Below are 25,089 nucleotides of genomic sequence, written 5' to 3'. Positions count from 1 at the left end.
GATCACGACCTTTTACCTCGGCTAATTCGCCGATGCACAGGAGATGTCCATGTCCCGAGGCGCCCCCATTCCCCGTCATTCCGACAACGATTACTCCCACGAGCAGGCCAGAGTGCGCCGCGACTTTGTCGAGGCACAAACCGGTGCCCTGCTGGATGCGGTTGGCAAATACGCCATCGATCCAGAGGTTACGCGCGGCAATATCGAGAACTTCATAGGCGCCGTGCAGATGCCACTGGGACTGGCCGGCCCTCTGCGGATAGAGGGCGAACATGCGCGTGGCGACTTCTATGTGCCGATGGCCACCACCGAAGGCACTCTATTGGCCAGTTACAGCCGAGGCATGCGTGCCATCAGCGCGTCGGGTGGAGTGAAGACCACCGTGGTCAAGCATTCCATGCAGCGTGCACCGGTCTTCATGTTTGATGATGCATTGCAGGCTCGGGAGTTCGGCGCCTGGCTGGTCCGCGAGTTCGAGACGATCAAGGCGGTGAGCGAAACCACTACCCGTAGCGGCAAGCTGTTCGAGATCGAGCAGTATCCGGTGGCCAACATGCTTTACACGCGCTTCTGCTACACCACGGGTGATGCCGCCGGGCAGAACATGACCAGCAAGGCGACGTATGCTGCGTGTGAGTGGATCAAAGCGAATCATCCATTACAGCCGCGTTACATCCTTTCCGGGGCCATCGATACCGACAAGAAGCATTCGGCGATGAACATGATCCAGACCCGCGGCAAGCGGGTAATCGCCGAATTCACTCTCAGGCGTGACATCGCTCACGATCTGCTTCGTGTGGACCCCGTCAACCTCTACCGCTACCGGCAGATAGCCGCGGTAGGCGCGTTTCAGGCCGGCTCGGCATACAGTGGTGCGCATTCGGCAAACGGCTTGGCCGCGGTGTATATCTCCACCGGGCAGGACGCGGCGAACGTGGCTGAATCTCACGGCGGCATCACCTATGGGCAGCTGCTGGATAACGGGGACTACTACTGGTCGGTGACCTTGCCCGCAGTGATCTGCGCAACCCATGGAGGTGGCACGAGTCTGCCGACCCAGCGCGAGTGCCTGGAGCTGCTGGGGTGCTATGGCGCAGGAAAGGCGGACAAGCTGGCGGAGATCATCGCGGCGGTGGTGCTGGCAGGTGACGTGTCCCTGACATCGGCAATACTTGCTGGGGACTGGGTCAGCAGCCACGAGGCTCTGGGGCGCAATCGCTGAGGTGCCGGCCATCAGATTGATGGCTAGCATAGAGGAACCCGTGAGCGTATTGCGCGCTCACGGGGGGCGGCTCCGTGGCTAGAAGTCCTGCGCGGTCGGGCGCAGCACGATTTCGTTGATGTCCACGTCCGCAGGTTGCTCGATGGCGTAGGCGATGGCCTTGGCGACCGAGGCAGCAGGAATGGCCTGCTTGTAGAAGTCGAGAACGACCTCCGCGCTGGCCTTGTGGCCGCTGCCGAACTTGAGTTCGGAGTCGACCGCACCCGGTTCGATGGTGGTGGTGCGGATCTTGCCGCCCACTTCATGGCGCAGGCCGTCGGAGATCGCCCGTACCGCGTACTTGGTGCCGCTGTACACCGAGCCACCCGGGCTGAAGACCTTGATGCCGGCAACCGACGAGACGTTGATGAAATGGCCGAAGCCCTGCTGCTCGAACAACGGCAGGGCGGCGGCGATGCCATAGAGCACGCCCTTGATGTTGATGTCGATCATGTTGTCCCACTCGTCGATGCGGCGTTCGGAGATGGGAGAGATGGCCATCAGGCCGGCGTTGTTGATCATGACGTCGACTCGCCCGAAGGCTTCGACGGCATGCGCGATCAATGCTTCCAGATCGTTGCGACGGGTGACATCGACGGCGAGGGCACTGGCCTGTCCGCCACTATTGCGAATGTCCTGCACGATGGCGTTCATGCGTTCCAGGCGACGTGCGCCGAGCACGACCGCGGCGCCGAGGCTGGCCAGGTGGCGGGCGGTGGCCTCGCCAAGGCCACTGCTGGCACCTGTGATAACGACGACTTTGCCTTCGATTCCGTTGCTCATCTCTCGAACCTCTCGGGTTGCGTGGTGGGGGGTGATGCGCAGTGTGTGCTTGCTCTTCGTCTCAGAAAATTGAAGAGTTAGGATTTAAGAATTCCAAATAGTGGAACCAAGACATGCTCAATCGCATGGAAATGACCCGGATCTTCCTGGCTGCAGCGGATGCGGCGACCTTTCGCGAGGCTGCGCACCAGCTCGGTACGTCCCCGCAAAAGGTGACCCGCGCGATCCAGGAGTTCGAGCGTGTGCTCGGCGAGCCGTTGTTCCATCGCAGCACCCGGCAGACCCACATCACGGCCTTCGGTGCCGAGGTGGCACGCCAGGCGCGCGATGCGCTGGAGAGCTTCGATCAACTGTTCATCGCGAACGGGCGGCAGCGCGCCGACACCGTGGCCGGGCGGGTAGGCGTCACGGCGCCGCGGGCCATCGGCAGACGCTATCTGGCGGGTTATGTGGCCACGCTGATGAGGCTGCATCCGGGGCTGAGCATCGAGCTCTGCCTGGATGACGAACTGACGGACGCGGTGGCTTCGCGTATCGATATCGGTATCCGGATTGGGGCCGTGCGAGACAGGCGCTACATCGCCAGAACGGCCGGTGGCGTGCCGGTGCGGGTCGTGGTGGCTCCGTCCCTTGTCGAGGCTGTCGGGGTGCCGACTGATCTTGATGAGTTGAAGCGCCTACCGCTGTCCACACTTATCGACCGCAACAGTGGTCGGCCGTGGCCGTGGATGTTCCGGGGCGAGACGAACTTCATTCCGGCCACATCCACCCTGACCTGCGATGACGCCGAGACCGAGCTGGAGATGACGCTGGCCGGGATGGTCTTTGCACAGGTTCCGCATTACCTGGCCGCGCCTTATCTGGCCAGCGGGCAACTGGTCGAGGTGCTGGTGGAACAGGCGCCATCGCCGTTCGAGCTGATCGTCTATCGCACCCAGTCCGGCCCGGTGCCCAGACGCGTGCGGGTGGTGTTCGATCATCTGCTGGCGAGCTTCTCCGCGCCGGAGTTCTTTCCCTTCGAACAGTGATCGTCTTTGCCCTGCGCCACAGGCTAATCTGCTGGCCACTGAAGGGCTCAACACTAGGTGGTACGGGTGGACAGGTTTCAGGAAATGAAGGTGCTGCTGGCGGTGACCGAAGCGGAGAGTTTCGCCGGTGGCGCCAGGCTGCTGGGCATGTCGCCGCCCAGCGTGACGCGGGCCATCGCCGCCCTGGAGGCACGCCTCGGTACCCTGTTGCTGGCGCGCAACACGCGCAGCCTGCGCCTCACCGAGGCCGGACGCCGTTACGTGGAGGACTGCCGGCGTATCCTGCTGGAGCTGGAGGAAGCGGAGGAGCTCGCCGCGGGTGGCGGCGTGCGCCCACGTGGCCGGCTGACGGTGACGGCGCCAGTCATGTTCGGTGAGCTGTTCCTGGTGCCGCTGATTGCCGAGTACCTTGATGCGCAACCTGACGTGGAGATCAACGCACTGCTGGTCGACCGTCTGGTGAACATGGTCGAGGAGGGCGTGGACGTGGCCGTGCGTATCGGCCGCCTGCCCGAGGGGGATCACCCGGCGCTACAGGTCGGGCAGATTCGCCCGGTGGTGTGTGCGTCTCCCGCGTTCCTCGACCGTGTTGGGCGCCCCACTCATCCTGAAGAGCTGCGTGAGATGCCGGTGGTGATGTCCTCCGCCAGCACGCTGCTCACCCAGTGGCAATTCGCCGGGGCGGAGGGCACCTTCGCGTTCACGCCGTCCCCACGCTTGCTGGTCAGCTCCAACCAGGCGGCGATCAACGCGGCACGCCTGGGCTGGGGCTTCACCCGGGTGCTGTCGTATCAGGTTGCCGAGGCAGTGGCGCGTGGGGAACTGGAGACAGTGCTCGATGCTTACGCCACGGAGGCGATACCGGTGCACATCGTCCACCAGGGTGGGCGGAGGGTCTCCGCCAAAGTGCGGACCTTCGTCGATCACTGCGCCGCGCGCTTTCAGGCCGATCCGGCATTGCGAGCGGCGGGGGCGCAGACAAGGGCATGAGCCGCCATCGCGAGATGCAGGTGTTCCAGGCGGTGGCGCAGGCCGGCAGCCTGGCTGCGGCGGCGCGAGATCTGACACTGTCACAAGCCACGGTGATGCGTACCGTCGCGTCATTGGAGGCGCGGCTGGACAACGCACTGTTATCGCGTGGGCCGCGTGGCGTGAGCTTGACCCCCGCGGGTGAGCGTTTTGCCGAGAGCTGCCAGCGCATCCTGGCGGGGCTGGAGACGGCGGAGCGATCCGTGGCAGGCCTGCATTCCTCTTCCGCCGGGCAACTGAACCTGGCCCTGCCGTTGTTGATGGAGCACCAGGTGCTGGTCCCCATCGCGCTCGACTACCTGGCAGCCTTCCCTGAGGTACATCTGGTCACCCAGGCCCGCGAGAGTGTGCCAAGGCTGCTGGAGGAGGGTATCGACGTGGCCCTGGTGGTCGGTCATCTGCCGGACTCTTCCGGCTTCGCCGTGCCGGTGGGGCAGGTGCAGCAGGTGGTTTGTGCGGCGCCGGCTTACCTGCAGCGTTGGGGACGGCCCGGCAGCCCTGCGGCATTGCATGCTGAGCGCACCATCGTCGTTTCGTCGACCGGTCATACCGGCGACTGGCTCTTCGCCAATGGCACGTTGCGGGTTGCGCCACGCCTGATCTGCAGCACGACACAGGCGGCCATCCGCGCTGCCTCCGCCGGACTGGGGCTGACCCGTTGCCTGGCTTACGAGGCCTACGAGGAGCTGCGCAGCGACCGGCTCGAGGTCGTGCTGGAGGATTTCGCACCCGCGCCGTTGCCGGTGCAGTTGCTTTACCGAGAGGGACGACGTGCTGCAGGGCGCGTGCGCAGCTTTCTCGACTTTGCCGTACCGCGGCTGCGTGCTCACCCGGCTTTCGCCAACTGATTCCGCGCGCCGCAGTCGTCGATAGGCCTGGCGTTATTGCAGAAACTGAAATGGTGGATTGTCAAACCTGGTGATTCTGCTCGTGGCTGCAAGGGCGCAGCATGGCTCCATCGTCGTGAAAGCCCAGTGGGTCGACTCGCGACGAACCCAATCGACCCTTGCCATGGAGCCACCGTCATGTCTCGCCCCGCCATCAAACTGTACCGTCACCCGCTGTCTGGCCACGCCCACCGCGTGGAGCTGTTGCTGTCGCTGCTCGATCTGCCTACCGAGCTGGTGTCCGTCGACCTGGCCAACGGTGCGCACAAGCACGCCGACTTTCTCGCCCTCAACCCTTTCGGTCAGGTGCCGGTGATCGACGATGCCGGCACCGTACTGAGTGACTCCAATGCCATCTTGGTTTACCTGGCCAAGCGCTATGGCAATGGCCGCTGGCTGCCGGAAGATCCGCTTGCCGCGGCCCGTGTGCAGCGCTGGCTGTCGGTGGCCGCCGGCCAGGTGGCCTACGGCCCAGCGGCGGCGCGCCTGATCACCGTGTTCGGTGCTTCGTTCAATGCCGAGGAGGTGATCAACCGTGCCCATGGGTTGTTCACGGTGATGGAGGGCGAGCTCAGTGCCGTACCGTTCCTGGCCGGCGCGGCGCCGACCATCGCCGATGTAGCCAACTACGCCTATATCGCCCATGCACCTGAAGGCAACGTGTCGCTGCAGGCATACCCTAACGTGCGTGCCTGGCTGGCCCGCATCGAGGCTTTGCCTGGCTTCGTGCCCATGCAGCGTACCGCCGCCGGCCTGCAGGCAGCCTGAGACATCGTTTCTCTTCACTGCCGGGCTTGCCCGGCAGCATCCTTTTCAGAGGACAGACCATGGACCAGCTTCCCAGCCACCGCCGCTCGCCCTGGCATGCCGGCGAAAGAATCATGCAGGAGAAGATCGGTGTGTCCGAGCGCATGGAAGTGCTCGGGCAGAAGGTCATTCGCGACTATATGCCTGACCAGCACCGCGAGTTCTACCACCAGTTGCCGTTCATGATCGCCGGTGCGGTGGATGCCGAGGGTCGGCCCTGGGCCACGCTGATCGAGGGTGAGGAGGGTTTCGTCACCTCGTCGGATCCGCGCCGCCTGGCATTCGATCTCGCCGCCATGCCCCTGGACTCGCTGGACCCGGCCACATCAGGGCTGCACGCTGGTGCAGCCGTTGGTCTGCTCGGCATCGAGCTGCATACGCGGAGGCGCAACCGCATCAACGGCGCGCTCGTCCAGGCTTCGGTCGAGCACCTGGAGGTGAGTGTCGAGCATTCGTTCGGAAACTGCCCTCAGTACATCCAGCTCCGTGGCTACCGCCGCGCGCCCGAGGGCCGGGGCACCCTGCGCCAGGATGCGACGATGCTGGACGAGCGCACGGTGACGATGATCCGCGATGCCGACACGTTCTTCGTCGCCAGCTATGTGGAGCACGAGGATGGCCAGCGCTCGGTGGACGTCTCCCACCGGGGCGGACGTGCCGGTTTCGTACGGGTGGAGGGCAATCGCCTGACCATCCCGGACTATGCCGGCAACCTGCACTTCAACACCTTGGGCAATTTCACCGTCAACCCGCGCGCCGGTCTGCTGTTCGTCGACTTCAACTCAGGCGGCGTGCTGCAGCTCTACGGCCGCCCGGAGGTGGTTCTGGACAGCCCGCTGATCACCGCCTTCGAGGGCGCCGAGCGGCTGTGGACCTTCGATGTGGAGCAGGTGGTGCTGCGCCCCGCAGCCCTGTCGTTGCGCTGGGCGTTTGACGAATACGCACCGACTAGCCTGATGACCGGTACCTGGGCCGAGGCGGATGAACGTCTGCGCGAGCGCGAACGGCGCCAGCAGTGGCAGCACTGGCGCGTGCTTGAGCAACGACAGGAGAGCCGCGACATCCGCTCGCTGCTGTTGGCGCCGGAGGATGGCGGGGCAGTGAGCTTCGCGCCGGGCCAGCACCTGCCCGTGCGCATCACCACCGCGCAGGGCGAAGTGCTTGTGCGCACTTACAGCTTGTCCAGTGCACCGTCTGACGGCTTCTTGCGGATCAGCGTCAAGGCGCAGGGCAAGGGGTCGCGCCATCTGCATGAACAGGTGCGGGTTGGCGATCTGCTGGAGGTGCGCCAGCCACTCGGTGGTTTCACCCTGAAGACCGACAGCTCTCGGCCGGTGGTGTTGATTGGGGCGGGTGTCGGCATCACGCCGTTGCTGTCCATGCTGCGTGAGCTGGTTGCCGCCAATGCAGGTCAGGCGCCAGGCCGACGCATCCATTTCTTCCAGGGCGCCAGGGCGCTGCATGATCTGCCGTTCCAGGCCGAGTTGCAGGCGCTGGTGCAGGGCGCTGCTGGCAGGCTGCACGTGCATCGTGCGCTCAGTGCGCCGGGTGAAGAGGCCATGCAGGGGCGCGACTACGAGTCCCAGGGGCGTCTTGAGCTGGCGCAGGTGCAGGCCGCTCTGCCGTTCGATGACTACGACTTCTATCTGTGCGGCCCGGCGGCGTTTACCCAGTCGCTGTACGACGGTCTGCGCGGGTTGAACATCGCCGATGGGCGCATCCATGCCGAAGCGTTCGGTCCTTCCACCCTGCGCCGTCAGGGTGATGGTCAGGCGGCAGTGCTGGTCCAGCCACCGGCCGCTACCGAACCGGTACCGGTGTACTTCTCGGGCTCGGCCAAGGAAGCTCGCTGGACACCGCAGAGTGGCAGCCTGCTGGAGCTTGCAGAGGCCCGAGGGTTGACCCCCGAGTTCAGTTGCCGGGGTGGTTCCTGCGGCACCTGCAAGACTCGGCTGGTCAGCGGCCAGGTGCATTACCCGAACCCGCCCGCGGAGCTACCGGAGGCGGACGCGGTGCTGATCTGCTGCGCCGTGCCGGCTGCCAGCGAGACAGGCATCCAGCCCCTGGTGCTCGATCTCTGAGGAGGTGTGACATGGCTGCCGAGCAGACGGTGGTCTGGGTAGACCAGAGCCCAGGTTTTGCCTCCGAGAGGGTGAGCGGGCTGGATTTCACATCACCTTGCGATGGAATCGAGCGGGAGGCCGGATACTTGTTGCCCCAACTGCTGTTTCCCGTGGAGCGCTCCGCTGGCAGCTCGGTTAGATGGGCATGGGCAGCTTCGCTGTGGTGGCGAGGTGATTGGTGAGTATCTGCGTCACAAGCCAGCGGGCAGGGTGATCGGCTGCGCGCGGACGGGGATTGAATAGGCAGTCCGGCTTTCGATCAGGCAACAAAAAACCCGCCGAAGCGGGTTTTTTCAAGACCATTCCAACACCCTGTCAGGAGCCTCCGAGGCCATGGTCGATCATCCTTGATCCTGAGTACATCCTGCACTCAGTTGATGGAGTGAGATTAAGGGCAGCAGAGAAGCGTTAATAGGAGATATCGTAGCCAGGGCGTGTAAGCCTTTCGCTATAAGTCGTCGGACTTGTGACGCGCTAGTTCCGATACTCGCTGAATCTGGCTGCGTTGGGCTCCAGGGAAAGCGCGAGTCCGTTGGCTAGGTAGGAGACCGTACGATAGAAGCCTGCGAGCATCATGATTTCCAGTATCTGGCTCGAATCGAAGTGCTTGCCGAGACTCGCGAACTCTTCCGCGTTCAGTGTCGCTCGATCATGGAGGGCGTCGATGGCCTCGAGTAGCGCGGCTTCGTCGTCTCTCCATTGCTCGGGGCGCAATGGCACTGCCAGAGTGCCTGCGATCTCGTCCCGATCAAGCCCGGCAGCCTGGCCGAATACCCGAACATGTACGCCCCACTCATATTCACATCCTGTTCGTGCGCAGACTCTATTGATTGCCAGCTCTCGCTGGCGAAGCGTCAGCGGGCTGCTCTCGTCGAGCAACGATCCTCCCCTGAACTTGCGCCATGCGCGATCACTGCTCGCGACGGTGGTGAACAGGAGTAGCGGCGGGACGCCCGGGCCCATGAGCTTGTCGAAGATCGCCTGTGTTTCGCCGGGGTAGGGTGGGGTGAGTGGATCGATTCTAGCCATGCTATTCTCCGCTATTAAATTAGTAGCAATTCATTCTTGCTACAAAATCAGTAGCGAAACAAGGCGAATTGGCATGGCTGATGACACGCAGCAACCCCCGTTGATGATGGATGGCCGCCGTCCCATCATGGTGCTCCTGGATCTGCTCGGTCAGAAGTGGGCCTTGCGGATCCTCTGGGAGCTCAGGAGTGGAGGGCTCAGCTCAAGAGCCCTGCGCGCGGCTGCGGGAGACATCTCGCCCACCGTGCTGCAGGCAAGGGTCAATGAGCTGCGCAATGCGGGTCTGATCTCGCTCGGCAGTGAGGGCTATTCGCTGACCGAACTGGGTATGGAACTTCAGGGCGCATTTCTTCCCCTGTACCAGTTCGCCGATCGATGGGCGGAAGCATCCAGGCAAGCTGCATCTTGAGCATGAACTCTGGTGGAGCAACGCGGATCGACCTGTGGCCTGGAAGGCTGCGCCAGCCATCGCGCTCGCCGCCGGAGGAGGGATTCAGGCCGACCCTGTCGCCTCTCCGACCATCCCCCGCTCCTCATCACGCAGAGTCAGTACTGAAACGCCGGAGGCGGTAACGGCGACGGTGTGCTCGAACTGGGCGGAAAGGGCTCCGTCCCGAGTGACGACCGTCCAGCCGTCATCCTCGGTTCTCACGCCTCCTGTCCCCTGATTGAGCATGGGCTCAATGGTGAACACCATGCCCTCGCGCAGCAGGAGCCCTGTTCCTGGCCTGCCGAAATGCAGTATCTGAGGCTCCTCGTGCATCTCGCGGCCGATACCATGGCCGCAGTACTCCCGCACTATCGAATAGCCATTTCGCTTGGCATGGCGTTCGATGGCCGAGCCGATGTCACCGAGCCGTGCGCCAGGGCGAACCATTCGAATGCCCTTCCACATCGCCTCGTAGGTGACCTGGACCAGTTGCCTGGCCGCCGCATCTACCTGGCCTATGAGATAGGTCTTGCTGGAGTCCGCGATATAGCCGTTCTTCTCCAGCGTGATGTCGAGGTTGACGATATCGCCGTTGCGAAGCACGGCTTCCGCCGATGGAACGCCGTGGCAGACCACCTGATTCACTGAGGCGTTGAGGGCAAATTTATATCCATACTGACCCTTGCTGGCGGGGCGTGCCTGAAGGTCATGGACGATGAAACGCTCGACCAGCGTGTCGACCTGAAGCGTCGACATCCCCTCGAGAGGGGTTCGATCCAGCAGCCGGAAGACGGAAGACAGCAGTCGTCCGGATTCGGCCATCAGCGCCAGTTCCTCGGGGCGCTTGATCATGCCTCTTCCACGCTTGCCGGCTGGACCGATACACCTGCGGCAGTGAGTTCACGCAGGATGATCTCATTGAAACTGAGTGTCGGGCTGGTCTCGCACAGCATACCGATCCTGATCCAGTAGGCGGCCTGAGCGTTGATCGAGCGGCAGGACACCTTGGTCGCCCTGCGCAGCTGATCGTGTAGTTCATCTTCTATGTTGAGAATGCCCATCGAGAATGCCTCATGTGTTCCATATATGAATTATATATAAATCATATTGTTTGTGCGTCAAGGCCTACAAACGACGGAGAGGGTGAGCGGCTTCCTGTGTCAGATAGCCAAAAAGGGGGGCAAGAGATCGCCGATGGTCAGATTGGCCGGCTCGTAAGGGGAGGGCTTGACAGCTCTGGGATACTGGAAGGAGTGCCGTCGACGATGCGGCATTTCCGCTATGACCGAGAGGAAGGTGTTCCATGCACAACGAAGAGCTCAAGGCGTTGTTCGACCAGCAGGCGGCCGGCTATGACAAGCAATGGGCTGGGATGGCGCCCATCCGGGACGGCTTGTATTTCATGCTGGGTTCACTTTTCGCCGATCTGCCGGCAACTGCCCGGATACTCTGCGTCGGCGCTGGTACCGGTGCGGAGATAGCTCACCTGGCCGAACGATTCCCAGGCTGGCATTTCACCGCGGTCGATCCTTCGGGCGCGATGCTCGATGTCTGTCGCCAGCGGGCGGAGCAAGGGGGCTTCCTGTCGCGCTGCCGTTTTCATAAGGGCTATCTCGAAACCCTTCCCTCCGGGCCCGGTTACGACGGAGCCACCTGCTTTCTGGTGTCTCAATTCCAGCTCGACCCCGATGCCCGAACGGCGTTCTTCCATGAGATTGGGCTCCGACTCAAGCCGCGTGGGATTCTGGCGAACGCCGATCTTGCGTCCGACACCGGTTCGCCAGCCTATGAAGCGCTGTTACGTAGCTGGATGACACTGATGTCCTCGGCTGGCGTAAAGCCGGAGATGCTGGGAAAAGCCAGAGCCGCCTATGCAAGGGATGTGGCCATCCTGCCACCGGTGCAGGTGGCCGGGCTCATCGAGGCTGCTGGTTTCGAGGCGCCGGTGCAGTTCTATCAGGCCGGGTTGATGCACGGCTGGTCGTGCGAGCGCAAAGAGTGAGGATCGTCTGGACGGTGGATGCCACCTCTATCTGAGGGTGCTTTCTCAGGAGTCCACACGACGGAAAACCACCAGCGTTGCGGTGTTTCGCTGGCAGATGGCGCCGTCTTGATTGATGGCAAGGTTCTCCACGATGACGATCCCCCGATCCGGCTTCGACTTCGATGGCGTTATGTTCTTGATCGTGCTGATGACGTGGAGAGTATCTCCAGGCCTGACGATGCTGAGCCACTCTACATTGCAACCTGCCCCGATTATTCCGTCGGCTAGCGGGACGCTCTCAGCGAACAGGCGCATGATCACGGCCGATGTATGCCACCCGCTGGCAGCCAGCCCGCTGAAGAACGACTGCTTGGCTGCTTCAGGGTCAACATGGAATGGCTGCGGGTCGAATTCACCGGCAAAGGAGATGACTCGTTCGGTCGTCATCTCGTAATGCCGGCTTGAAAACGTGTCACCCACCGACAGGTCTTCCAGGTACAGCTTTCTTTGAGGTTGGGTCTGCGACACAGCAGTTCTCCTGATGGAAGGGGGCTCCGGTGGTTCTACTTTCGTGGAAAACATCCAGCCCGGCCGTATCTATCCGAGGGCGTGATGATGGGGTATCGAACGCCATGATTGCGGGTAGAGAGTGATGCATTGCACCTGTGCGGACTACCCCATGCGCGCTACGCCAATGACCTGTCAGGTCATTGGCGTAGGCAGGTGATATCACTAGTTTCCTTTATCCAGCCCGTTGACTGTGACTTCCCTGGGGGAGAAAGGAATATGAGCAACGCCTTGTCCGTATACGCCCTGTGCGTGGTCATACTGTTCCTGAAGATGTTCGCCATTTCCTGCTACCAGGGTTACTTCCGTCTCCGGTTCCAGGCCTTCACTAACGCTGAAGATGCCGCGGTATTCAATCGCCCGGAAAGTCAGCAGGAGCTTCCGGCGGTCCGTCGCGGCGCCAAGGCCTGGGCCAACGATCTGGAGAACATCCCTGTCTTCTTTGCACTGGGCGGGCTGGCTGTGGCCTTGGACGCCTCCGCGATCGCTACGATCTGGTTGAGCGGCATATTCACAACGGCCAGGGTTCTGCACTCGGCCACCTACCTGGCTCGCATCCAGCCTTGGCGGACGATCAGCTACGGCATAGGCGTGTTCAGCCTGCTTGGACTGGCCGGCAACATCGTCATGGTCGTGACGGCTGCGTGGGTTCCATGATCGGTGGAACCTGATGGCAATTCGGAGACCGACTCGCTACCAAGAGCGAGATCGGCTCTTTGGTCGCTATCTGTGCAGCTCGTACGCGCACATGTTGACCGTCGTGGCCAGGTTCAACGACTCGATGGCGCCGCAGCCGGCAATGGTGAACGGCTGGGCGCCGAGTGCGCTGAGCTGCTCGCGCGGCACGCCACGAGCCTCGTTGCCGAACAGGTAACAGTCGAAGCTCTTGAAGCTGGCGGCTTGCAGGCTTTCGCCCTGCATATCCAAGCAGGCGATGCGCGGGAAACGCTCGGCCAGGGAGTCCAGCTGCACATCCAGCTCCAGAGGTACATGGAAGATCGCCCCCATGCTCGAGCGCACCACCTTGGGGTTGTACGGGTCGACGCTACCGGGACTGAGCAGGCAACGGAAGCCACCGAACCAGGCCAGGGTGCGCAGGATGGTGCCGAGGTTGCCCGGGTCCTGGATCTCGTGCAGGTAGATGACGCGCTCGCCGGCGACCACCGGCACCGCACCCTGCGGCATCGGTACCACCGCGACGATACCCTGCGGCGTCTTGGTGTCGGACACCTGAGCCATCTGCCGCTCGCTGATCACATGGGTGTTGAACGGGCTCTGCCAGTGCTCGTGGGCGGCGGTCACATACAACTGACTGCGCTGCAGCAGCGGGTTGTGCACGGCGGCCTTCTGCAGCTCCAGCACCAGGTGCTCACCCTCCACCAGAAAGTGGCCGAACTCGGCGCGATACTTCTTCTGCTGCAGCTTCTTGATGTCGTCGAGTTTCATCAGTGGCTCGCCAGCAGCGACTTGGCCACCGCCTCGGCGACCTTGATGCCGTCCACGCCGGCCGAGAGGATGCCGCCGGCATAACCGGCACCCTCGCCGGCCGGATACAGGCCCTTGAGATTGAGGCTCTGCAGGCTCTCGTTGTCACGGGTGATGCGCACCGGCGACGAAGTACGGGTCTCGATACCGGTGAGGATCGCGTCGTCGCGGTCGAAACCACGGATCTGCTTGCCGAAGGCCGGCAGCGCCTCGCGGATGGCCTCGATGGCGTACTCCGGCAGCGACGGCGCCAGGTCGCCCAGGCGTACGCCGGGCTTGTAGGAAGGCTCGACCTCGCCGAATTCGCTCGATGGCGTGCCGCGAATGAAGTCGCCAACCAGCTGCGCCGGGGCGCAGTAGTCACGACCACCCAGCTCATAGGCACGCGACTCCAGGCGTTCCTGGAATTCCACGCCGGCCAGCGGCCCGCCAGGGAAGTCCTGCTCAGGGTTGATACCGACGACGATGCCGGCGTTGGCGTTGCGCTCGTTTCGCGAGTACTGGCTCATGCCGTTGGTGACCACGCGCTCCGGCTCAGAGGTGGCCGCCACCACGGTACCGCCCGGGCACATGCAGAAGCTGTACACGGCACGGCCGTTCTTGGCGTGGTGCACCAGCTTGTAGTCGGCGGCGCCCAGCTCAGGGTGACCGGCGTATTTGCCCAGGCGCGCCTGGTCGATCATCGACTGCGGGTGCTCGATGCGGAAGCCCACGGCGAAGGGCTTGGCCTCGATGAACACGTTCTGCCGATGCAGCATGCGGAACGTGTCGCGCGAGCTGTGGCCCAGCGCCAGCACCACGTGACGGCTGCGAATGGTCTCGCCATTGGCCAGCACCACGCCTTCCAATTGACCATCATCGATCACCAGATCGGTGACCTTGCTCTCGAAGCGCACCTCGCCGCCCAGGGCGATGATCTCCTCGCGCATGGCCGCCACCACGCCGGTGAGGCGGAAGGTGCCGATGTGCGGTTTGCTGACGTACATGATCTCGTCCGGCGCGCCGGCGCGGACGAACTCGTGCATCACCTTGCGCGCGTAGAACTTGGGGTCCTTGATCTGGCTGTACAACTTGCCGTCGGAGAACAGACCGGCACCGCCTTCGCCGAACTGCACGTTGGATTCGGGGGTCAGGACCTTCTTGCGCCACAGCGCCCAGGTGTCCTTGGTGCGGGCGCGCACATCCTTGCCGCGCTCCAGCACGATCGGCTTGAAACCCATCTGCGCCAGCAGTAACGCGGCGAACAGGCCGCAGGGGCCGAAACCCACCACCAGCGGCCGCTCGCCGAGGTCGGCCGGCGCCTGGCCAACCGGGTAGTAGTGGGTGTCCGGCGCCGGGCGGATATGGTGATCGTCGGCGAAGCGCGCCAGGATCGCCGCCTCGTCACGCACTTCCAGGTCGATGATGTAGATGAACAGAATGACGCTGTTCTTCTTGCGCGCATCGTAGCTGCGCTTGAAAACGGTGAAGTTCAGCAGGTCGGCGTCGGCGATACCCAGGCGTCTGACGATGGCCTGGCGCAGTTCATCAGCGGAGTGATCGAGGGGCAGAGACAGTTCGTTGATGCGAATCATGGCGGTAATCCTGGCCGGTCGACCCGGCAAAGGAAGCAAAGAAGAGGGGTAAGGTGCCAATTGTAGCCGCGCCCACCCGGCCCTGTCAGGCCGCCAGCTGGGCCGCACGCCCCGTGGATTTAACCTGCGGCGCACTATCGGCTTATAATTGCCGCCACTTTGCGGCTCGCTGCCCACGCACCGGCCCGCACCCCACCTGATTTTCCGTGCCTGGCCCCTCATGAAACGCTCCAAAAGCAGCAGCCGCTGGCTGAACGAACACGTCAACGATCCTTACGTCAAACGCGCGCAGAAGGACGGCTACCGCTCGCGTGCCAGCTACAAGCTGCTCGAACTGAACGAGAAGGACAAGCTGATCCGCCCCGGCATGCTGGTCATGGACCTGGGCTCGGCCCCAGGCGGCTGGTCGCAGGTGGCCGGCAAGATCGTCGGTGAGAACGGCCGCGTGATCGCCAGCGATATCCTGCCGATGGACCCGTTGGACAACGTCGACTTCATCCAGGGCGACTTCACCGAGGATGCCGTGTTCCAGCAGATCCTCGCCAAGCTCGACAGCCGTCAGCCCGACCTGATCATCTCCGACATCGCGCCGAACATCAGCGGCGTGGCCGTGGCTGACCAGGCCGCCTCAATGTACCTGGTCGAGCTGACCCTCGACATGGTCCGCCAGGTGCTCAAGCCCGGGGGCAACTATGCGGTCAAGGTGTTCCAGGGCGAGGGCTCCGAAGCCTTCCTCAAGGACGTACGCAGCTCGTTCGAGAAAGTGATGATCCGCAAACCCGAAGCCTCGCGCCCACGCTCGCGAGAGGTCTATCTGGTTGGGAAGGGCTTCAAAGAGTAGGTCGCGTACCGTCCTCAGTTCAATACGTCATGCAGCACTTCCTGGATCACACCGGTGGCGATGGCCACCAGCAGTAGGTCAGTTCCGGCTTGCTGCCATTCGTAGCCGTCGTAGTGAGGGAGGCGACCTAGCAACCGACTGTCGAGCTTCCTGGCGATGCCGGGCGGCAGTGGTTTTCCTCGTGCAAGGTTCTTCTGGATGCCCGGTGGCAGCGCCGTTCCGGGATTCCAGTAGTCGCGGCTGTCATCGAGAATGACGCGTACACCGCCGATATCGATCTCAGGACCGCTCTGCCAACTGCTGCTGCCACTACCTTGGTGCTGTTGTGCCCCATGCTTGTTGCCTTTGCCGTGGCCGGGTTCGGCCAGCAAGGCTGGAGCCGCGCTGGCCAGCGCCGCGCTGAGAAAGATGGACAGTAAGGTATGGGGCTTGAACATCGGCGGCACTCCTTCAAAGCGCTGGTGGCCAGCTTGGCTATTGCCTGTCAGACCGCGGGTACTGCCAGAGAGTCAGCTGTCGATGCCATTTTTCGCTGGCCGAGCATGGGGCACGGTTCGGTACATGAGCATCCGCTTTGGGGTGAAGTGGATGCTCGCCGTCACCGCTAGATGAAGGCTTGGCGCGATACGCCGCGCGGCAGGCGGTTTCGACCTGGGAGGCGCTCCAGGCGCTGCTGCCATTCGGTACGGGCGGTCATGACGGAAGCTGGCTTCGGCTCGGCTACCTCGACGGCGGCAACCACAGCCTTGGTGGCTTTTGCTGCGGCGCGCAGCTCGGCGAGGGTGGGTGTCTTGCGCGCGGGCTCTGCAGACTTTTTCTCGACGGTGCGCAAGCAGAGCTTGCACGAAACCTGGGCCAGTTCCTGGGAGCCGTTCAGACTCGATCCCGCTCGCCCGCAGGCAACATTCTCCGGTGAAGTGAGGTAGTGAATGACCAACGTGTTGTCTCCTGCATTTTCGGGGCGCGGGATTCTACACAGTCACTCCACAACGAACAGCAAAATTACCCGTATCCAAGCCATACCGGCCTTTCCTCTCCGAACAATGGCACAGGAGCTTCGTGGCCGGGACCTTTGGCACCGGTGCTTTTCCTAACGGGCTCTGCATTTCTGAGGCGCTCCAGCGCGGAGCTCTCACGGTTTATCCCACCTGGTTTCTTCCCGCCCCAACCTGGGCGGCAGAGGATAAATAAGTTACATCTGGAGGCTTGACCTTAAAGTTAAGTTAAACGTTACGGTCTTCGCGCCCGACCTCTCCAGCCCACGATCTGGGGTGGCGCAGACACGAGTTCCCCGGGCGGGACTCTTCAAAACGCGGAGAACGAACAGACATGAAACTCAGCAACGTTGCGGTACTGGCAGGTGTGCTCCTGAATGCCGTGGTCCTTTCTTCATGGGCCGCGGGCATGCCCGCGCCTGGGCAGGCAGGCATCGCTACTACCCGCATCGCGGGTCAGGACATCCCCGTGGTGGCCGGCGGGCTGTACGAACGCTACCACTCCAACCCGCCGCTTTCAGTCATCGCGGCCGAAGCGCCGGATATCGACCTGAGCTGGTTCGAGGGGCTCCACAAGACCAAGGTTGACATGGGCTTCGAGTCCTACTCGCCGAACTTCTACTACAGGAACAGCCGGGTCACGGCGGTCTTCACGGCGGACCTGGACAGGCTGAAGCAGTTGATGCCTGCCGAGGTGCTGGAGCAGGTCCAGCCGCTCCAGGTATGGCCAGGCAGAGGACTGGTTGCCTTGACCGCTTACGCCTACGAGTACTGCGACAACGACAGCTACAACGAGATCGCGCTGTCCATCGTCACCAACAAACCAGGAAAGTCCAACCTTGGGCCCATCTCCCTGGTTGGCCAATCGATGTCGAAGGACTTCTGGGGCTATGTGCTCAAGCTGCCGGTCAACACCGAGCTTGCCAGGGTCCGGGGTGTGGTTGGATATAACCTGCCCAAGTGGCTGACCGGTATCAACCTCAGGGAAACCGACAAGTCGGTGGTCTTCGAGATCCTCGACAGCCAGACCGGGAAAGTCGACGTCACCCTGGAGACCGATAAGCTGGGCGATCTCTCCAGCGAGGTCGATCTGATCACCAACAGCTTCACCAATATTGGTCACAGCGGTGAGCTGAACTATGGCTACGCTATTTCTCGCCAGATGCGCCATGCCTCCAGTACCAGCGAGGACACGGTCAAGCTGACCCTGGGCGACGGCAGCCTGTCGACCTACATCAAGTCGTTGGATCTGGGTGAGATGATGAAGTACGAATACGTGCCCGAGTTCCAGAGCGCCCTGTATGCACCTGCCCCATTGGCATCGATGCCGGACGGTGATTGATCCCGCATCTCTGGGCGTTTCCCCGGCTCGATGGGCCGTTCCGAGGCCAGGGGGCTAGGCCCCTTGGTTCTCTTTTTGGGTTTGCGGCTAATGGGGGAGGAGCCAAATCAGAGCAGTAGCTCCAGGTTCTGTGCCAGCAAAGCGGACCCGGTTCGCAACGGCTCCGGCTCGCCAGTGGGGCGAAAGCCACTGGCGGCGTAGAGGCGCGTCGCCGGGCTATCGCCGGTGGTGACGCCCAGGCGGATGCGATGCACGCCGACGCCCGAGGCCCATGCGAGTGTTGCCGCCCAGTAGCGCACGGCCTGCTCCCTTTCCCCGCGAAGCGGGGGCAACCCACATCTGGAATACATCGGCCCGCCCGGGCTCGGAGGCTGCAAGCTTGCCCCAGACCAGGCCGCAGAGTTCGTCTCTGTCGAAGGCGAACAGGAGTCGGTCCCTTCCCGACGAGCTGGCGGCTTCGACCCGGGATGCCCAGGCCTCGTCGGGTCTACCCACTTCTGCGTCGTAGGTGCTGCCGAAAGCGTCTGGCGAGTCGCGAAGCGCGCGCAGCCGGATCTGGCGGTATTCCCGCCACTCATGGGCAGCTACCGAGCGGATCGAAATCATGCAATCTCCTGGCAGGCGTCACCGAGGCGGCAGGCTAGCCTGCCAATGGGGCTTGGGGCAACGCAGTGACGTACCGTCAACGAGCATCCACGACCGGTATTGCGCCTGCAGGCGACGGGGCATGCTACTTCCTGCCGGTTGAGGGCAGCAGGATCGTCAGTATCCCGAGCAGTGGAAGGTAGGAGCACAGCAGGAACACCTGTTCGATGCCATGGATATCTGCCAGGTACCCGAGCAGAGCCCCACCTATGCCGCCGAAGCCGAACATCAGGCCGAAGAACACGCCGGCGATCATGCCCACGTTGCCCGGCACCAGCTCCTGCGCGAAGACGACGATGGCGGAGAAGGCCGAAGCCAGGATGAAGCCGATGATCATGCTCAGCACGCCGGTCCAGAACAGATCCACATAGGGCAGGGCCAGGGTGAACGGTGCTGCGCCGAGTATGGAGAACCAGATCACCGCCTTGCGCCCGATCCTGTCGCCGATCGGGCCGCCGAAGAAGGTACCGGCCGCTACTGCACCCAGGAACAGGAACAGGTAGAGCTGGGAGCTGGCCACCGACAGGTCGAACTTCTCGATCAGGTAGAAGGTGAAATAGCTGGTCAGGCCGGCCATGTAGAAGTACTTGGAGAACACCAGCACTGCCAGGATCACCAGCGCCATCGTTACCCGACGCCTGGATAGCCCGTGCGTGGCTACTCCGCCCTGCTTGAGGCGGAAGAGATTCAGGTGGTTGCGATACCAGCGGCTCAGCCCGTAGAGCACCAGAATTGAGAATGCCGCGAACAGCCCGAACCAGGCCACATGGCCCTGGCCATAGGGAATGATGATGGCCGCGGCGAGCAGCGGGCCGAAGGCGCTGCCGGCGTTGCCTCCGACCTGGAAAGTGGACTGTGCCAGTCCGTAGCGGCCGCCAGAGGCCAGGCGCGCGATGCGCGATGCCTCCGGATGGAAGGTCGACGAACCGATGCCGACCAGTGCCGAGGCCCCCAGGATAGCCGGGAAGGAGCCGACGAAGGCCAGCAGCAGGATGCCGACCAGTGTGCAGAGAGAGCCAGCAGGCAGCAGCCAGGGATTCGGATGACGATCGGTGTGGTAGCCGACCCAGGGCTGGAGTAGGGAGGCAGTGAGTTGGAACGTCAGGGTGATCAGGCCGATCTGGGTGAAGGTCAGGCCATAGTTGGCTTTGAGCACCGGGTAAATGGACGGCAGTACCGCCTGAATCAGATCGTTGATCAGGTGGGCCAGCGCACAGGCACCGATTACACGCAGGACCAGCGGGCTGGCTTGATTGGTCGTGGAGGAGGCCAGGGTTGAGGCGGTCGAGCTGACAGACATCGCGGATTTTCCAGGCAGGAGTGGCACGGTTGCCCGCAGTCGAGTTGCGGGACGTGGCTATCCTAGAGTCTGGTAAAATCGCCTGTCTCGCGAAATTCGGGCAAAACCTGTCGTAAAAAGGGCGTCATGACCAAGCCACTGAACGAAATTCTGCTCAGGATTGATGAGGCCGCCTGGAGCGTCATCAGCAGTGCCACAGACTATCCAGCGGACTGGTCGATCGAGCCCCATGCCCACAAGAAGCATCAGCTGATCTATGCCATTCAGGGAGTGATGGTCGTTCACTCGGCGATGAGCCAGTGGACCGTGCCGCCCAGCCGAGGCATCTGGATGCCTAGCGGGCAGGTGCACTCGATTCGCTGTGTGGGTCCGGTGAAGATGCGCAGCGTATTCGTGAGCACGGATGCCGCCCCGGATATGCCTGTCGAGTGCAGAGCGGTCAGCATCTCTCCTCTGCTGCGCGAGCTGATCCAGACCTCCATCGCCATCACCGAACCTTATGGGTCAGATACCCGGTCGGCGAGGGTAATGGGGCTGATTCTGGACGAGCTCAAGGTTCTCCCGACCCTGCCCCTGCACTTGCCCCAACCAGCCGACCCGCGGATTCAGGTCATCTGCGCCACGCTTCAGCAGGACCCCGGCGATGGGTCGACGCTGGCGGACTGGAGCGGTCGACTGAGCCTCGACGAGAAGACGATCCAGCGGTTGTTTCAGAAGGGTAGCGGAATGACCTTCGGCCAGTGGCGCCAGCAGGCGCGGTTGCTGCTGGCGCTGGAGCGCATCGCCATGGGGGAGAAAGTCATCAACGTGGCCGGGGAGCTGGGTTATGAGAGCCCGAGCGCCTTCAGCACCATGTTCAAGAAGCAGTTCGGAACGACCCCCAGCCAGTTCTTCAAGTGACGCCTTCGTTCCGCAGGGCGGATCGGACTCAAGCCTGTGCGCTCATAGACCGCTCGTAGGCTTTGGTCATCGTCTGCCAGGTGTGGGCATCTGCGGGAATCAGGTGTTCGATGCGCAACGATTCCACGGTGATGTCGAGTGGCATGCCAAACGTGGTGAAGGTCGAGAGGAACTTCAGTTCGCCCTGAACGGAGCGGACGCGTGTGAGCACGACCGGTGATGAGTCGATGTCTACCGATTGGCCAGACGGGCAGGGAAGACCTTGCAGTCGATGGGCGAGATCGGCATTGGCGTTCGCTTCCCTGGAGGCCCTTTGCCAGGCAACCATCCGAACTTCCGCCGCATTGATCAGGTGGTCGCCCAATCCTCCTGGCGCGAGTAGCGTGGCCAGCAGGTTGAAGCCCGATTCGCTTCCCTCGGGCAACCCGAGTATCCCGAAAAGCACGCTGGCGCTGGCGTTCGCCCCGAGGATGTCCCAGTTGCTGGCGAGGACGATTGCCGGTGCGGGATTGTGGGCATGCAGGATGTGATTGATTGCGCCATGCACCATCTCCATTGGCTGCGCGTCCAGCGAGGAAGCCACATAGCGAGGGGCGAAACCCGCAGCGAGGAATACCTCGTTGCACCGCTCCAGTGGTACGTCGAGCGCCGACAGGATGGCATGCAGGGTGCTGGGACCCACCTTGGCGCGCCCCGTCTCGACACAGCTGAGGTGACGTTGCGAAATGCCGGCGATGAGCGAAAGGTCGAGCTGGCTAAGCCCCGCCTGGTGGCGCAGGCGGCGAAGGTGCTCTCCTGCCGATATGGTGGTGGAACCGGTACGATGAAAGTAGCGACTGCTCATGCGTCAACTCTGGCTGCCCATGCGAAGCGGCGTCGATGACCTGACAGGTCATTGAGCGGCGGAAGACCATACCACTACCTTGCCGACATGACTTGCCAGGAGATGGACATGAGCGGTTCACGCATCGCGTTCGCTGTACTGCTGCCCTTTTCGCTCTACACCTGCTGGACTTTGGTCGTTGCGGACCAGACGCTCCTCGCGTTCGGTATCCAGTTGATGTCCCGGCCCGACACGGCGCAGGTAGTCATCGACCTCTACCTGATGGCTGCGCTTGCCAGTGTGTGGATGTACCGGGATGCCCGCGCCAGGGGCCTCGCTGCGTCGAAGGTCCTCCCTTACATGCTGATCACGGTGGTTTTCGTGTCGATCGGCCCGCTGCTGTACATCGTCATCAACGGGTTATCTGCGGAAGCGAGTAGCGAGTAGCGAGTAGCGAGTAGTCTGATCCAGACGGTCCTCGCATCAGAAACGGGCGAACCGCTGCCGGTACTGCGCAGGCGTCAGCTCGGTCAGCTCCTTGAACATTCGCCTCAGGTTCGAGTCGCTGCTGAAGCCCAGGTCATCGCTGATGGTCTTGATCGGGGCCGAGGTCAGGGTCAGGCGCTCGCTGACCTGCCCGAGCTTGATGCGGCGCGCATAGCTGGCGACCGCCGTGCCCGTTTCTTCCCGAACCTTGCGGGCTAGCGTGCGCTCGGTCATGCCCATCTCATCTGCCAGGGCTCGCACGGTGATTCGTTCGGCCGGCAGTGCCTGCACCAGGTCATGCAGCCGCCGCAGCAGTTGAGTGGGTTGTTCGATGAGGCCGATTGCCCGGAAGGCATCGTGCGATCGAGTAGGGCGCGGTAGCACCATTATCCGATTGAGATCGTTGAAGACTGTCGTGCTGACCTCTCGCTCGACCAGCGCTTGAGCGAGTGGCAGGTAGCCGCTGACGCCACTGGCGGTACCCGTGGCGTCATTGAGGATGCAGTTCTGCTCGTATTGCCAATGCACCCTGGGGTAGCGCTGGAGAAGAGTGTCTGCCAGCCACCAGGTCGCCGTCGCGCTCTGGCCGTCTAGGCGGCCGCTGGCGGCCGCCAGGGCGACTCCTGTGCAGTAGCTCCACACGCGGCAGCGCCTGCCGAGCCTGGTCACGGCCTCGAGGAGCGGGGCGCTGTCACGCAGGGTTGCTTCGACCTGCTGCTGGGACTCCGCCCAGAAACCGGGTATCAGGACTGCCGTCAGCGAGAGATCAGCGAGGCCATGGCTGGCCGTCATCACCAAGCCGTGGGCGCATTGGACCGGCCCGCTTCGCTCGGCCACGAAGTGCATGTCGAACAGCGCTTGTCCGGTGCGTCGGTTGGCGGCATGGAGCATGTCCGAGAAGGCCAGCAATCCTGCCGGCATGCAGCCGGGGTAAAGCAGGAGACCGATTCTTAGGGGAGTGGGCATGGCTGTAAATGAATGGATTGTGTCATGTTCTGCCATTATGGGCGACGTTGCGTCCCGGCACCATGAGCTCACACCGAGGAGGGCTCATGATGAACATTCAGCAGATCCGCAACTCCACGATCATCATCGAATCAGGCAGGCACCGAGTGCTGGTCGATCCGATGCTGGCGCGCAAGGGGGCACTCCCATCGCTGCGCATTTTCTCGGGGAGGCAGAGAAACCCCACCGTCGAGTTGCCGGAGTCGGCGAACGAGGCGCTCGAGGCCGTTACCCATTGCCTGATCACTCACTGCCAGAAAGGACACTTCGATCATCTGGATCGAGCGGGTGCACGCTGGTTGCGAGAGCGACAGACCCCGGTAATCTGCACACCGCATGACGCACCTCATCTGGTCAGGCTGGGCCTGAACGTGCAGCCATTGCCGGCGGATCACGAGAGACCAACCCCTTTCCTGGGAGGCCGGATCCGTACGGTGCGCTGCACCCATGGCGAGGGTCTGGTCGGGCGCCTGATGGAGCATGGCGTCGGCTACTTGATCGAGCTTCCTGGCGAGCCCAGCCTGTACCTGGCTGGCGATACGGTGCTGACACGGACCGTCCGCGACTTCGTGCTGCAGCATCAGCCGCGGGTGAGTGTGGTGCCCGCTGGCGGGGCACGCTTCGATGTGGGGGATGACATCATCATGGGCCTGGAGGATGTCCTTGAGTTTTCCCGCTTCTGCTCGGGCATCGTCATCGCCAATCATCTGGAAGCCATCAATCACTGTCCCGTCACCCGCGAAGGACTGACGAGTGCTGCGGTCGACGCCGGCATCGCTCATCGGCTGCTGATTCCGGCCGATGGTCAGGTTCTGGCGCTGGCGTAGCCGTCGTCGCCAGGGCTGTGGCTGTCCAGGCCCCGGGTTCAATCCGGGGATGCTGGTGATGCCTCGTCGTCCGTGACTTCCTGCCAGCTGCTGTCAGGGTCGAACCGGGTCATCGCCAGAGCCTGTTTGCCGCCTTCCGGACCGAGGTCCTTCTCGAACACCTCGCCATCGTGGCTGATCATGAAGCTCATCACTCCTGAGTTGCCGTAGGCGGAGGGCCAGGCGATCAGGGCAAAGCCCCGGCTCATGTTGTCGCCCAGGCGATATCCGTAGGCGCCTCCCGGCGCCGAAGGCCCCTGGGCATCGAGGATGCGGTAGTGGTAGCCATGCCAGTCACCATCCGGCAGCTCATCGCCGAACAGCGGACCCAGCGGGCTTGGCTCTTCACCAGGTTGTTCGGCCCAGTACAGGCCGTCGTGCTTGCCCTCGCTGCTGACGAATTTCTGCGCGTACTCCAGGGCGCCGTCACCGTCCCGGTCGACTTCGGCGTAGTCCATCTGCGCATCATGATAGGCGCGCACGGCCTGCAGAGTGGCCAGCTCGTTGCGACCGATGCGGCGTAGTCGAATGGTTTCACCACCGGCACGGGTATCGAAGAACCAGCCGTTGCGGCCTTGCACTATCGGCAGAGGCAGCTCCCAGGCGCTGTTGCCCACCACCAGACGCGCCCGGTCACGAGCCTCGGCGCGGATCTCGTGTTTCTCTCGATAGAGGGAGAGAAAGGCCTCGACGTCATCTCGCTCTATGCCGTCCAGAGGAATGTAATCCCGCCAGTTCTCGCCGAGCAGTGCCGCCATGCGCCTGGCATTGGCGTGGTCGGTACCGAGGGCGATGACGAAGGCCTCGGCGGCCTGGTCAGGGGTGGAGAAGGCCTGCTGTGCCTGAGCGGGCAAGGCGATTGTGGTGAGGAGTGACAGGATGAGAGCTGCTTTCATGAC

At 62.9% G+C, this 25,089-nt stretch carries 29 protein-coding genes; 14 read left to right on the top strand and 15 right to left on the bottom strand.

The annotated features are described in order from the left end of the window. Positions 1 to 49 precede the first annotated feature (49 nt). The gene (locus tag IB234_RS12250; protein ID WP_192317959.1) at positions 50 to 1,222 is read left to right on the top strand and encodes a hydroxymethylglutaryl-CoA reductase; all 1,173 of its coding nucleotides are present in this window, start codon (positions 50 to 52) and stop codon (positions 1,220 to 1,222) included. A 78-nt stretch (positions 1,223 to 1,300) separates the two neighbouring features. On the opposite strand, the gene IB234_RS12245 is transcribed toward IB234_RS12250, so the two are convergent. Next, positions 1,301 to 2,044, bottom strand: coding sequence for an SDR family oxidoreductase (locus IB234_RS12245; protein WP_192317957.1), 744 nt, complete (start codon positions 2,042 to 2,044; stop codon positions 1,301 to 1,303). A 113-nt stretch (positions 2,045 to 2,157) separates the two neighbouring features. Between IB234_RS12245 and IB234_RS12240 the strand changes: the two genes are divergently transcribed. The 5 genes from IB234_RS12240 (at position 2,158) to IB234_RS12220 (ending at position 7,876) form a co-directional block, all read left to right on the top strand. Continuing rightward, a complete protein-coding gene (locus IB234_RS12240) occupies positions 2,158 to 3,072 on the top strand; it encodes a LysR family transcriptional regulator (RefSeq protein WP_192317955.1) in 915 nt (304 codons plus the stop codon). A 66-nt stretch (positions 3,073 to 3,138) separates the two neighbouring features. Then, on the top strand, positions 3,139 to 4,062 hold the full coding sequence (locus IB234_RS12235; protein ID WP_192317953.1) for a LysR family transcriptional regulator: 924 nt from the start codon (positions 3,139 to 3,141) through the stop codon (positions 4,060 to 4,062). Continuing rightward, positions 4,059 to 4,949: a LysR family transcriptional regulator gene (locus IB234_RS12230; RefSeq protein ID WP_192317951.1), complete on the top strand. Its 891-nt coding sequence runs from the start codon at positions 4,059 to 4,061 to the stop codon at positions 4,947 to 4,949. The genes IB234_RS12235 and IB234_RS12230 overlap by 4 nt, the downstream gene beginning before the upstream one ends. A 177-nt stretch (positions 4,950 to 5,126) precedes the next feature. Then, entirely contained in the window at positions 5,127 to 5,756 is a 630-nt protein-coding gene (locus IB234_RS12225; protein WP_192317949.1) for a glutathione S-transferase family protein, read from the top strand. A 59-nt stretch (positions 5,757 to 5,815) separates the two neighbouring features. Beyond that, positions 5,816 to 7,876 carry a pyridoxamine 5'-phosphate oxidase family protein gene (locus tag IB234_RS12220; RefSeq protein ID WP_192317947.1) on the top strand — a complete coding sequence of 687 codons (2,061 nt, stop codon included), beginning with the start codon at positions 5,816 to 5,818 and terminating at the stop codon, positions 7,874 to 7,876. A gap of 516 nt (positions 7,877 to 8,392) precedes the next feature. On the opposite strand, the gene IB234_RS12215 is transcribed toward IB234_RS12220, so the two are convergent. Next, positions 8,393 to 8,947: a carboxymuconolactone decarboxylase family protein gene (locus tag IB234_RS12215; RefSeq protein WP_192317945.1), complete on the bottom strand. Its 555-nt coding sequence runs from the start codon at positions 8,945 to 8,947 to the stop codon at positions 8,393 to 8,395. 73 nt (positions 8,948 to 9,020) lie between these two features. Between IB234_RS12215 and IB234_RS12210 the strand changes: the two genes are divergently transcribed. Continuing rightward, positions 9,021 to 9,356, top strand: a complete 336-nt coding sequence (locus IB234_RS12210; RefSeq protein ID WP_225580560.1) for a winged helix-turn-helix transcriptional regulator — start codon at positions 9,021 to 9,023, stop codon at positions 9,354 to 9,356. A gap of 84 nt (positions 9,357 to 9,440) precedes the next feature. On the opposite strand, the gene map is transcribed toward IB234_RS12210, so the two are convergent. Together map and IB234_RS12200 are read right to left on the bottom strand one after the other, a co-directional pair. Beyond that, on the bottom strand, positions 9,441 to 10,229 hold the full coding sequence (map, locus tag IB234_RS12205) for a type I methionyl aminopeptidase (RefSeq protein WP_192317943.1): 789 nt from the start codon (positions 10,227 to 10,229) through the stop codon (positions 9,441 to 9,443). Further along, on the bottom strand, positions 10,226 to 10,438 hold the full coding sequence (locus IB234_RS12200; protein WP_192317941.1) for a ParD-like family protein: 213 nt from the start codon (positions 10,436 to 10,438) through the stop codon (positions 10,226 to 10,228). Before IB234_RS12200 ends, map begins: the two co-directional genes overlap by 4 nt. Positions 10,439 to 10,680: 242 nt before the next feature. On the opposite strand from IB234_RS12200, the gene IB234_RS12195 reads away from it, so the two are divergent. Continuing rightward, positions 10,681 to 11,379 (top strand): class I SAM-dependent methyltransferase, encoded by a 699-nt coding sequence (locus tag IB234_RS12195; RefSeq protein WP_192317939.1) that lies wholly within the window; start codon positions 10,681 to 10,683, stop codon positions 11,377 to 11,379. Between the two features lie 45 nt (positions 11,380 to 11,424). Here IB234_RS12195 and IB234_RS12190 read toward each other — a convergent pair whose 3' ends face one another. Continuing rightward, positions 11,425 to 11,889, bottom strand: coding sequence for a MaoC family dehydratase (locus IB234_RS12190; protein WP_318652007.1), 465 nt, complete (start codon positions 11,887 to 11,889; stop codon positions 11,425 to 11,427). Between the two features lie 258 nt (positions 11,890 to 12,147). Here IB234_RS12190 and IB234_RS12185 point away from each other — a divergent pair, with 258 nt between their 5' ends. Next, on the top strand, positions 12,148 to 12,585 hold the full coding sequence (locus tag IB234_RS12185) for an MAPEG family protein (RefSeq protein WP_192317935.1): 438 nt from the start codon (positions 12,148 to 12,150) through the stop codon (positions 12,583 to 12,585). Positions 12,586 to 12,651: 66 nt separating this feature from the next. Here the strand turns inward: IB234_RS12185 and IB234_RS12180 are convergent, their stop codons facing one another. Both IB234_RS12180 and IB234_RS12175 read right to left on the bottom strand, forming a co-directional pair. Continuing rightward, the gene (locus IB234_RS12180) at positions 12,652 to 13,374 is read right to left on the bottom strand and encodes a TrmH family RNA methyltransferase (RefSeq protein ID WP_192317932.1); all 723 of its coding nucleotides are present in this window, start codon (positions 13,372 to 13,374) and stop codon (positions 12,652 to 12,654) included. Beyond that, positions 13,374 to 14,987: an NAD(P)/FAD-dependent oxidoreductase gene (locus IB234_RS12175; protein WP_192317930.1), complete on the bottom strand. Its 1,614-nt coding sequence runs from the start codon at positions 14,985 to 14,987 to the stop codon at positions 13,374 to 13,376. Before IB234_RS12175 ends, IB234_RS12180 begins: the two co-directional genes overlap by 1 nt. A gap of 220 nt (positions 14,988 to 15,207) precedes the next feature. On the opposite strand from IB234_RS12175, the gene rlmE reads away from it, so the two are divergent. Further along, positions 15,208 to 15,828, top strand: a complete 621-nt coding sequence (rlmE, locus tag IB234_RS12170; protein ID WP_192317928.1) for a 23S rRNA (uridine(2552)-2'-O)-methyltransferase RlmE — start codon at positions 15,208 to 15,210, stop codon at positions 15,826 to 15,828. Positions 15,829 to 15,842: 14 nt separating this feature from the next. Here the strand turns inward: rlmE and IB234_RS12165 are convergent, their stop codons facing one another. Beyond that, positions 15,843 to 16,265, bottom strand: a complete 423-nt coding sequence (locus IB234_RS12165) for an anti-virulence regulator CigR family protein (RefSeq protein WP_192317925.1) — start codon at positions 16,263 to 16,265, stop codon at positions 15,843 to 15,845. 167 nt (positions 16,266 to 16,432) lie between these two features. After that, positions 16,433 to 16,765 carry a hypothetical protein gene (locus tag IB234_RS12160; RefSeq protein ID WP_192317923.1) on the bottom strand — a complete coding sequence of 111 codons (333 nt, stop codon included), beginning with the start codon at positions 16,763 to 16,765 and terminating at the stop codon, positions 16,433 to 16,435. A gap of 392 nt (positions 16,766 to 17,157) precedes the next feature. Between IB234_RS12160 and IB234_RS12155 the strand changes: the two genes are divergently transcribed. Continuing rightward, positions 17,158 to 18,165, top strand: coding sequence for an acetoacetate decarboxylase (ADC) (locus IB234_RS12155; RefSeq protein WP_192317921.1), 1,008 nt, complete (start codon positions 17,158 to 17,160; stop codon positions 18,163 to 18,165). Positions 18,166 to 18,272: 107 nt separating this feature from the next. Here the strand turns inward: IB234_RS12155 and IB234_RS23960 are convergent, their stop codons facing one another. From IB234_RS23960 to IB234_RS12145, 3 genes are all read right to left on the bottom strand, one after another. Beyond that, entirely contained in the window at positions 18,273 to 18,419 is a 147-nt protein-coding gene (locus tag IB234_RS23960; protein WP_225580621.1) for a hypothetical protein, read from the bottom strand. Continuing rightward, positions 18,382 to 18,771: a GNAT family N-acetyltransferase gene (locus IB234_RS12150; protein WP_225580559.1), complete on the bottom strand. Its 390-nt coding sequence runs from the start codon at positions 18,769 to 18,771 to the stop codon at positions 18,382 to 18,384. The genes IB234_RS23960 and IB234_RS12150 overlap by 38 nt, the downstream gene beginning before the upstream one ends. 124 nt (positions 18,772 to 18,895) lie before the next feature. Next, positions 18,896 to 20,110, bottom strand: coding sequence for an MFS transporter (locus tag IB234_RS12145; RefSeq protein ID WP_192317919.1), 1,215 nt, complete (start codon positions 20,108 to 20,110; stop codon positions 18,896 to 18,898). Between the two features lie 126 nt (positions 20,111 to 20,236). On the opposite strand from IB234_RS12145, the gene IB234_RS12140 reads away from it, so the two are divergent. Further along, complete coding sequence (locus tag IB234_RS12140; protein WP_192317917.1) at positions 20,237 to 21,010, top strand: AraC family transcriptional regulator; 774 nt, start codon at positions 20,237 to 20,239, stop codon at positions 21,008 to 21,010. 28 nt (positions 21,011 to 21,038) lie between these two features. Here the strand turns inward: IB234_RS12140 and IB234_RS12135 are convergent, their stop codons facing one another. Then, complete coding sequence (locus IB234_RS12135) at positions 21,039 to 21,854, bottom strand: helix-turn-helix domain-containing protein (protein WP_192317915.1); 816 nt, start codon at positions 21,852 to 21,854, stop codon at positions 21,039 to 21,041. A 108-nt stretch (positions 21,855 to 21,962) separates the two neighbouring features. Here IB234_RS12135 and IB234_RS12130 point away from each other — a divergent pair, with 108 nt between their 5' ends. Next, entirely contained in the window at positions 21,963 to 22,280 is a 318-nt protein-coding gene (locus tag IB234_RS12130; RefSeq protein WP_192317913.1) for a DUF2834 domain-containing protein, read from the top strand. Between the two features lie 36 nt (positions 22,281 to 22,316). On the opposite strand, the gene IB234_RS12125 is transcribed toward IB234_RS12130, so the two are convergent. Further along, positions 22,317 to 23,285: a GlxA family transcriptional regulator gene (locus IB234_RS12125; protein ID WP_192317911.1), complete on the bottom strand. Its 969-nt coding sequence runs from the start codon at positions 23,283 to 23,285 to the stop codon at positions 22,317 to 22,319. A gap of 89 nt (positions 23,286 to 23,374) precedes the next feature. On the opposite strand from IB234_RS12125, the gene IB234_RS12120 reads away from it, so the two are divergent. After that, the gene (locus IB234_RS12120) at positions 23,375 to 24,151 is read left to right on the top strand and encodes an MBL fold metallo-hydrolase (protein WP_192317908.1); all 777 of its coding nucleotides are present in this window, start codon (positions 23,375 to 23,377) and stop codon (positions 24,149 to 24,151) included. Positions 24,152 to 24,189: 38 nt separating this feature from the next. On the opposite strand, the gene IB234_RS12115 is transcribed toward IB234_RS12120, so the two are convergent. Further along, a complete protein-coding gene (locus IB234_RS12115; RefSeq protein ID WP_192317906.1) occupies positions 24,190 to 25,086 on the bottom strand; it encodes a DUF2950 domain-containing protein in 897 nt (298 codons plus the stop codon). Positions 25,087 to 25,089 lie beyond the last annotated feature (3 nt).

This window comes from Pseudomonas sp. PDM16 (assembly GCF_014851865.1).
GTDB lineage: Bacteria > Pseudomonadota > Gammaproteobacteria > Pseudomonadales > Pseudomonadaceae > Aquipseudomonas.
Note: the sequence above shows the minus strand (reverse complement) of the source record. Positions and strands in the feature narration are given on the sequence as shown.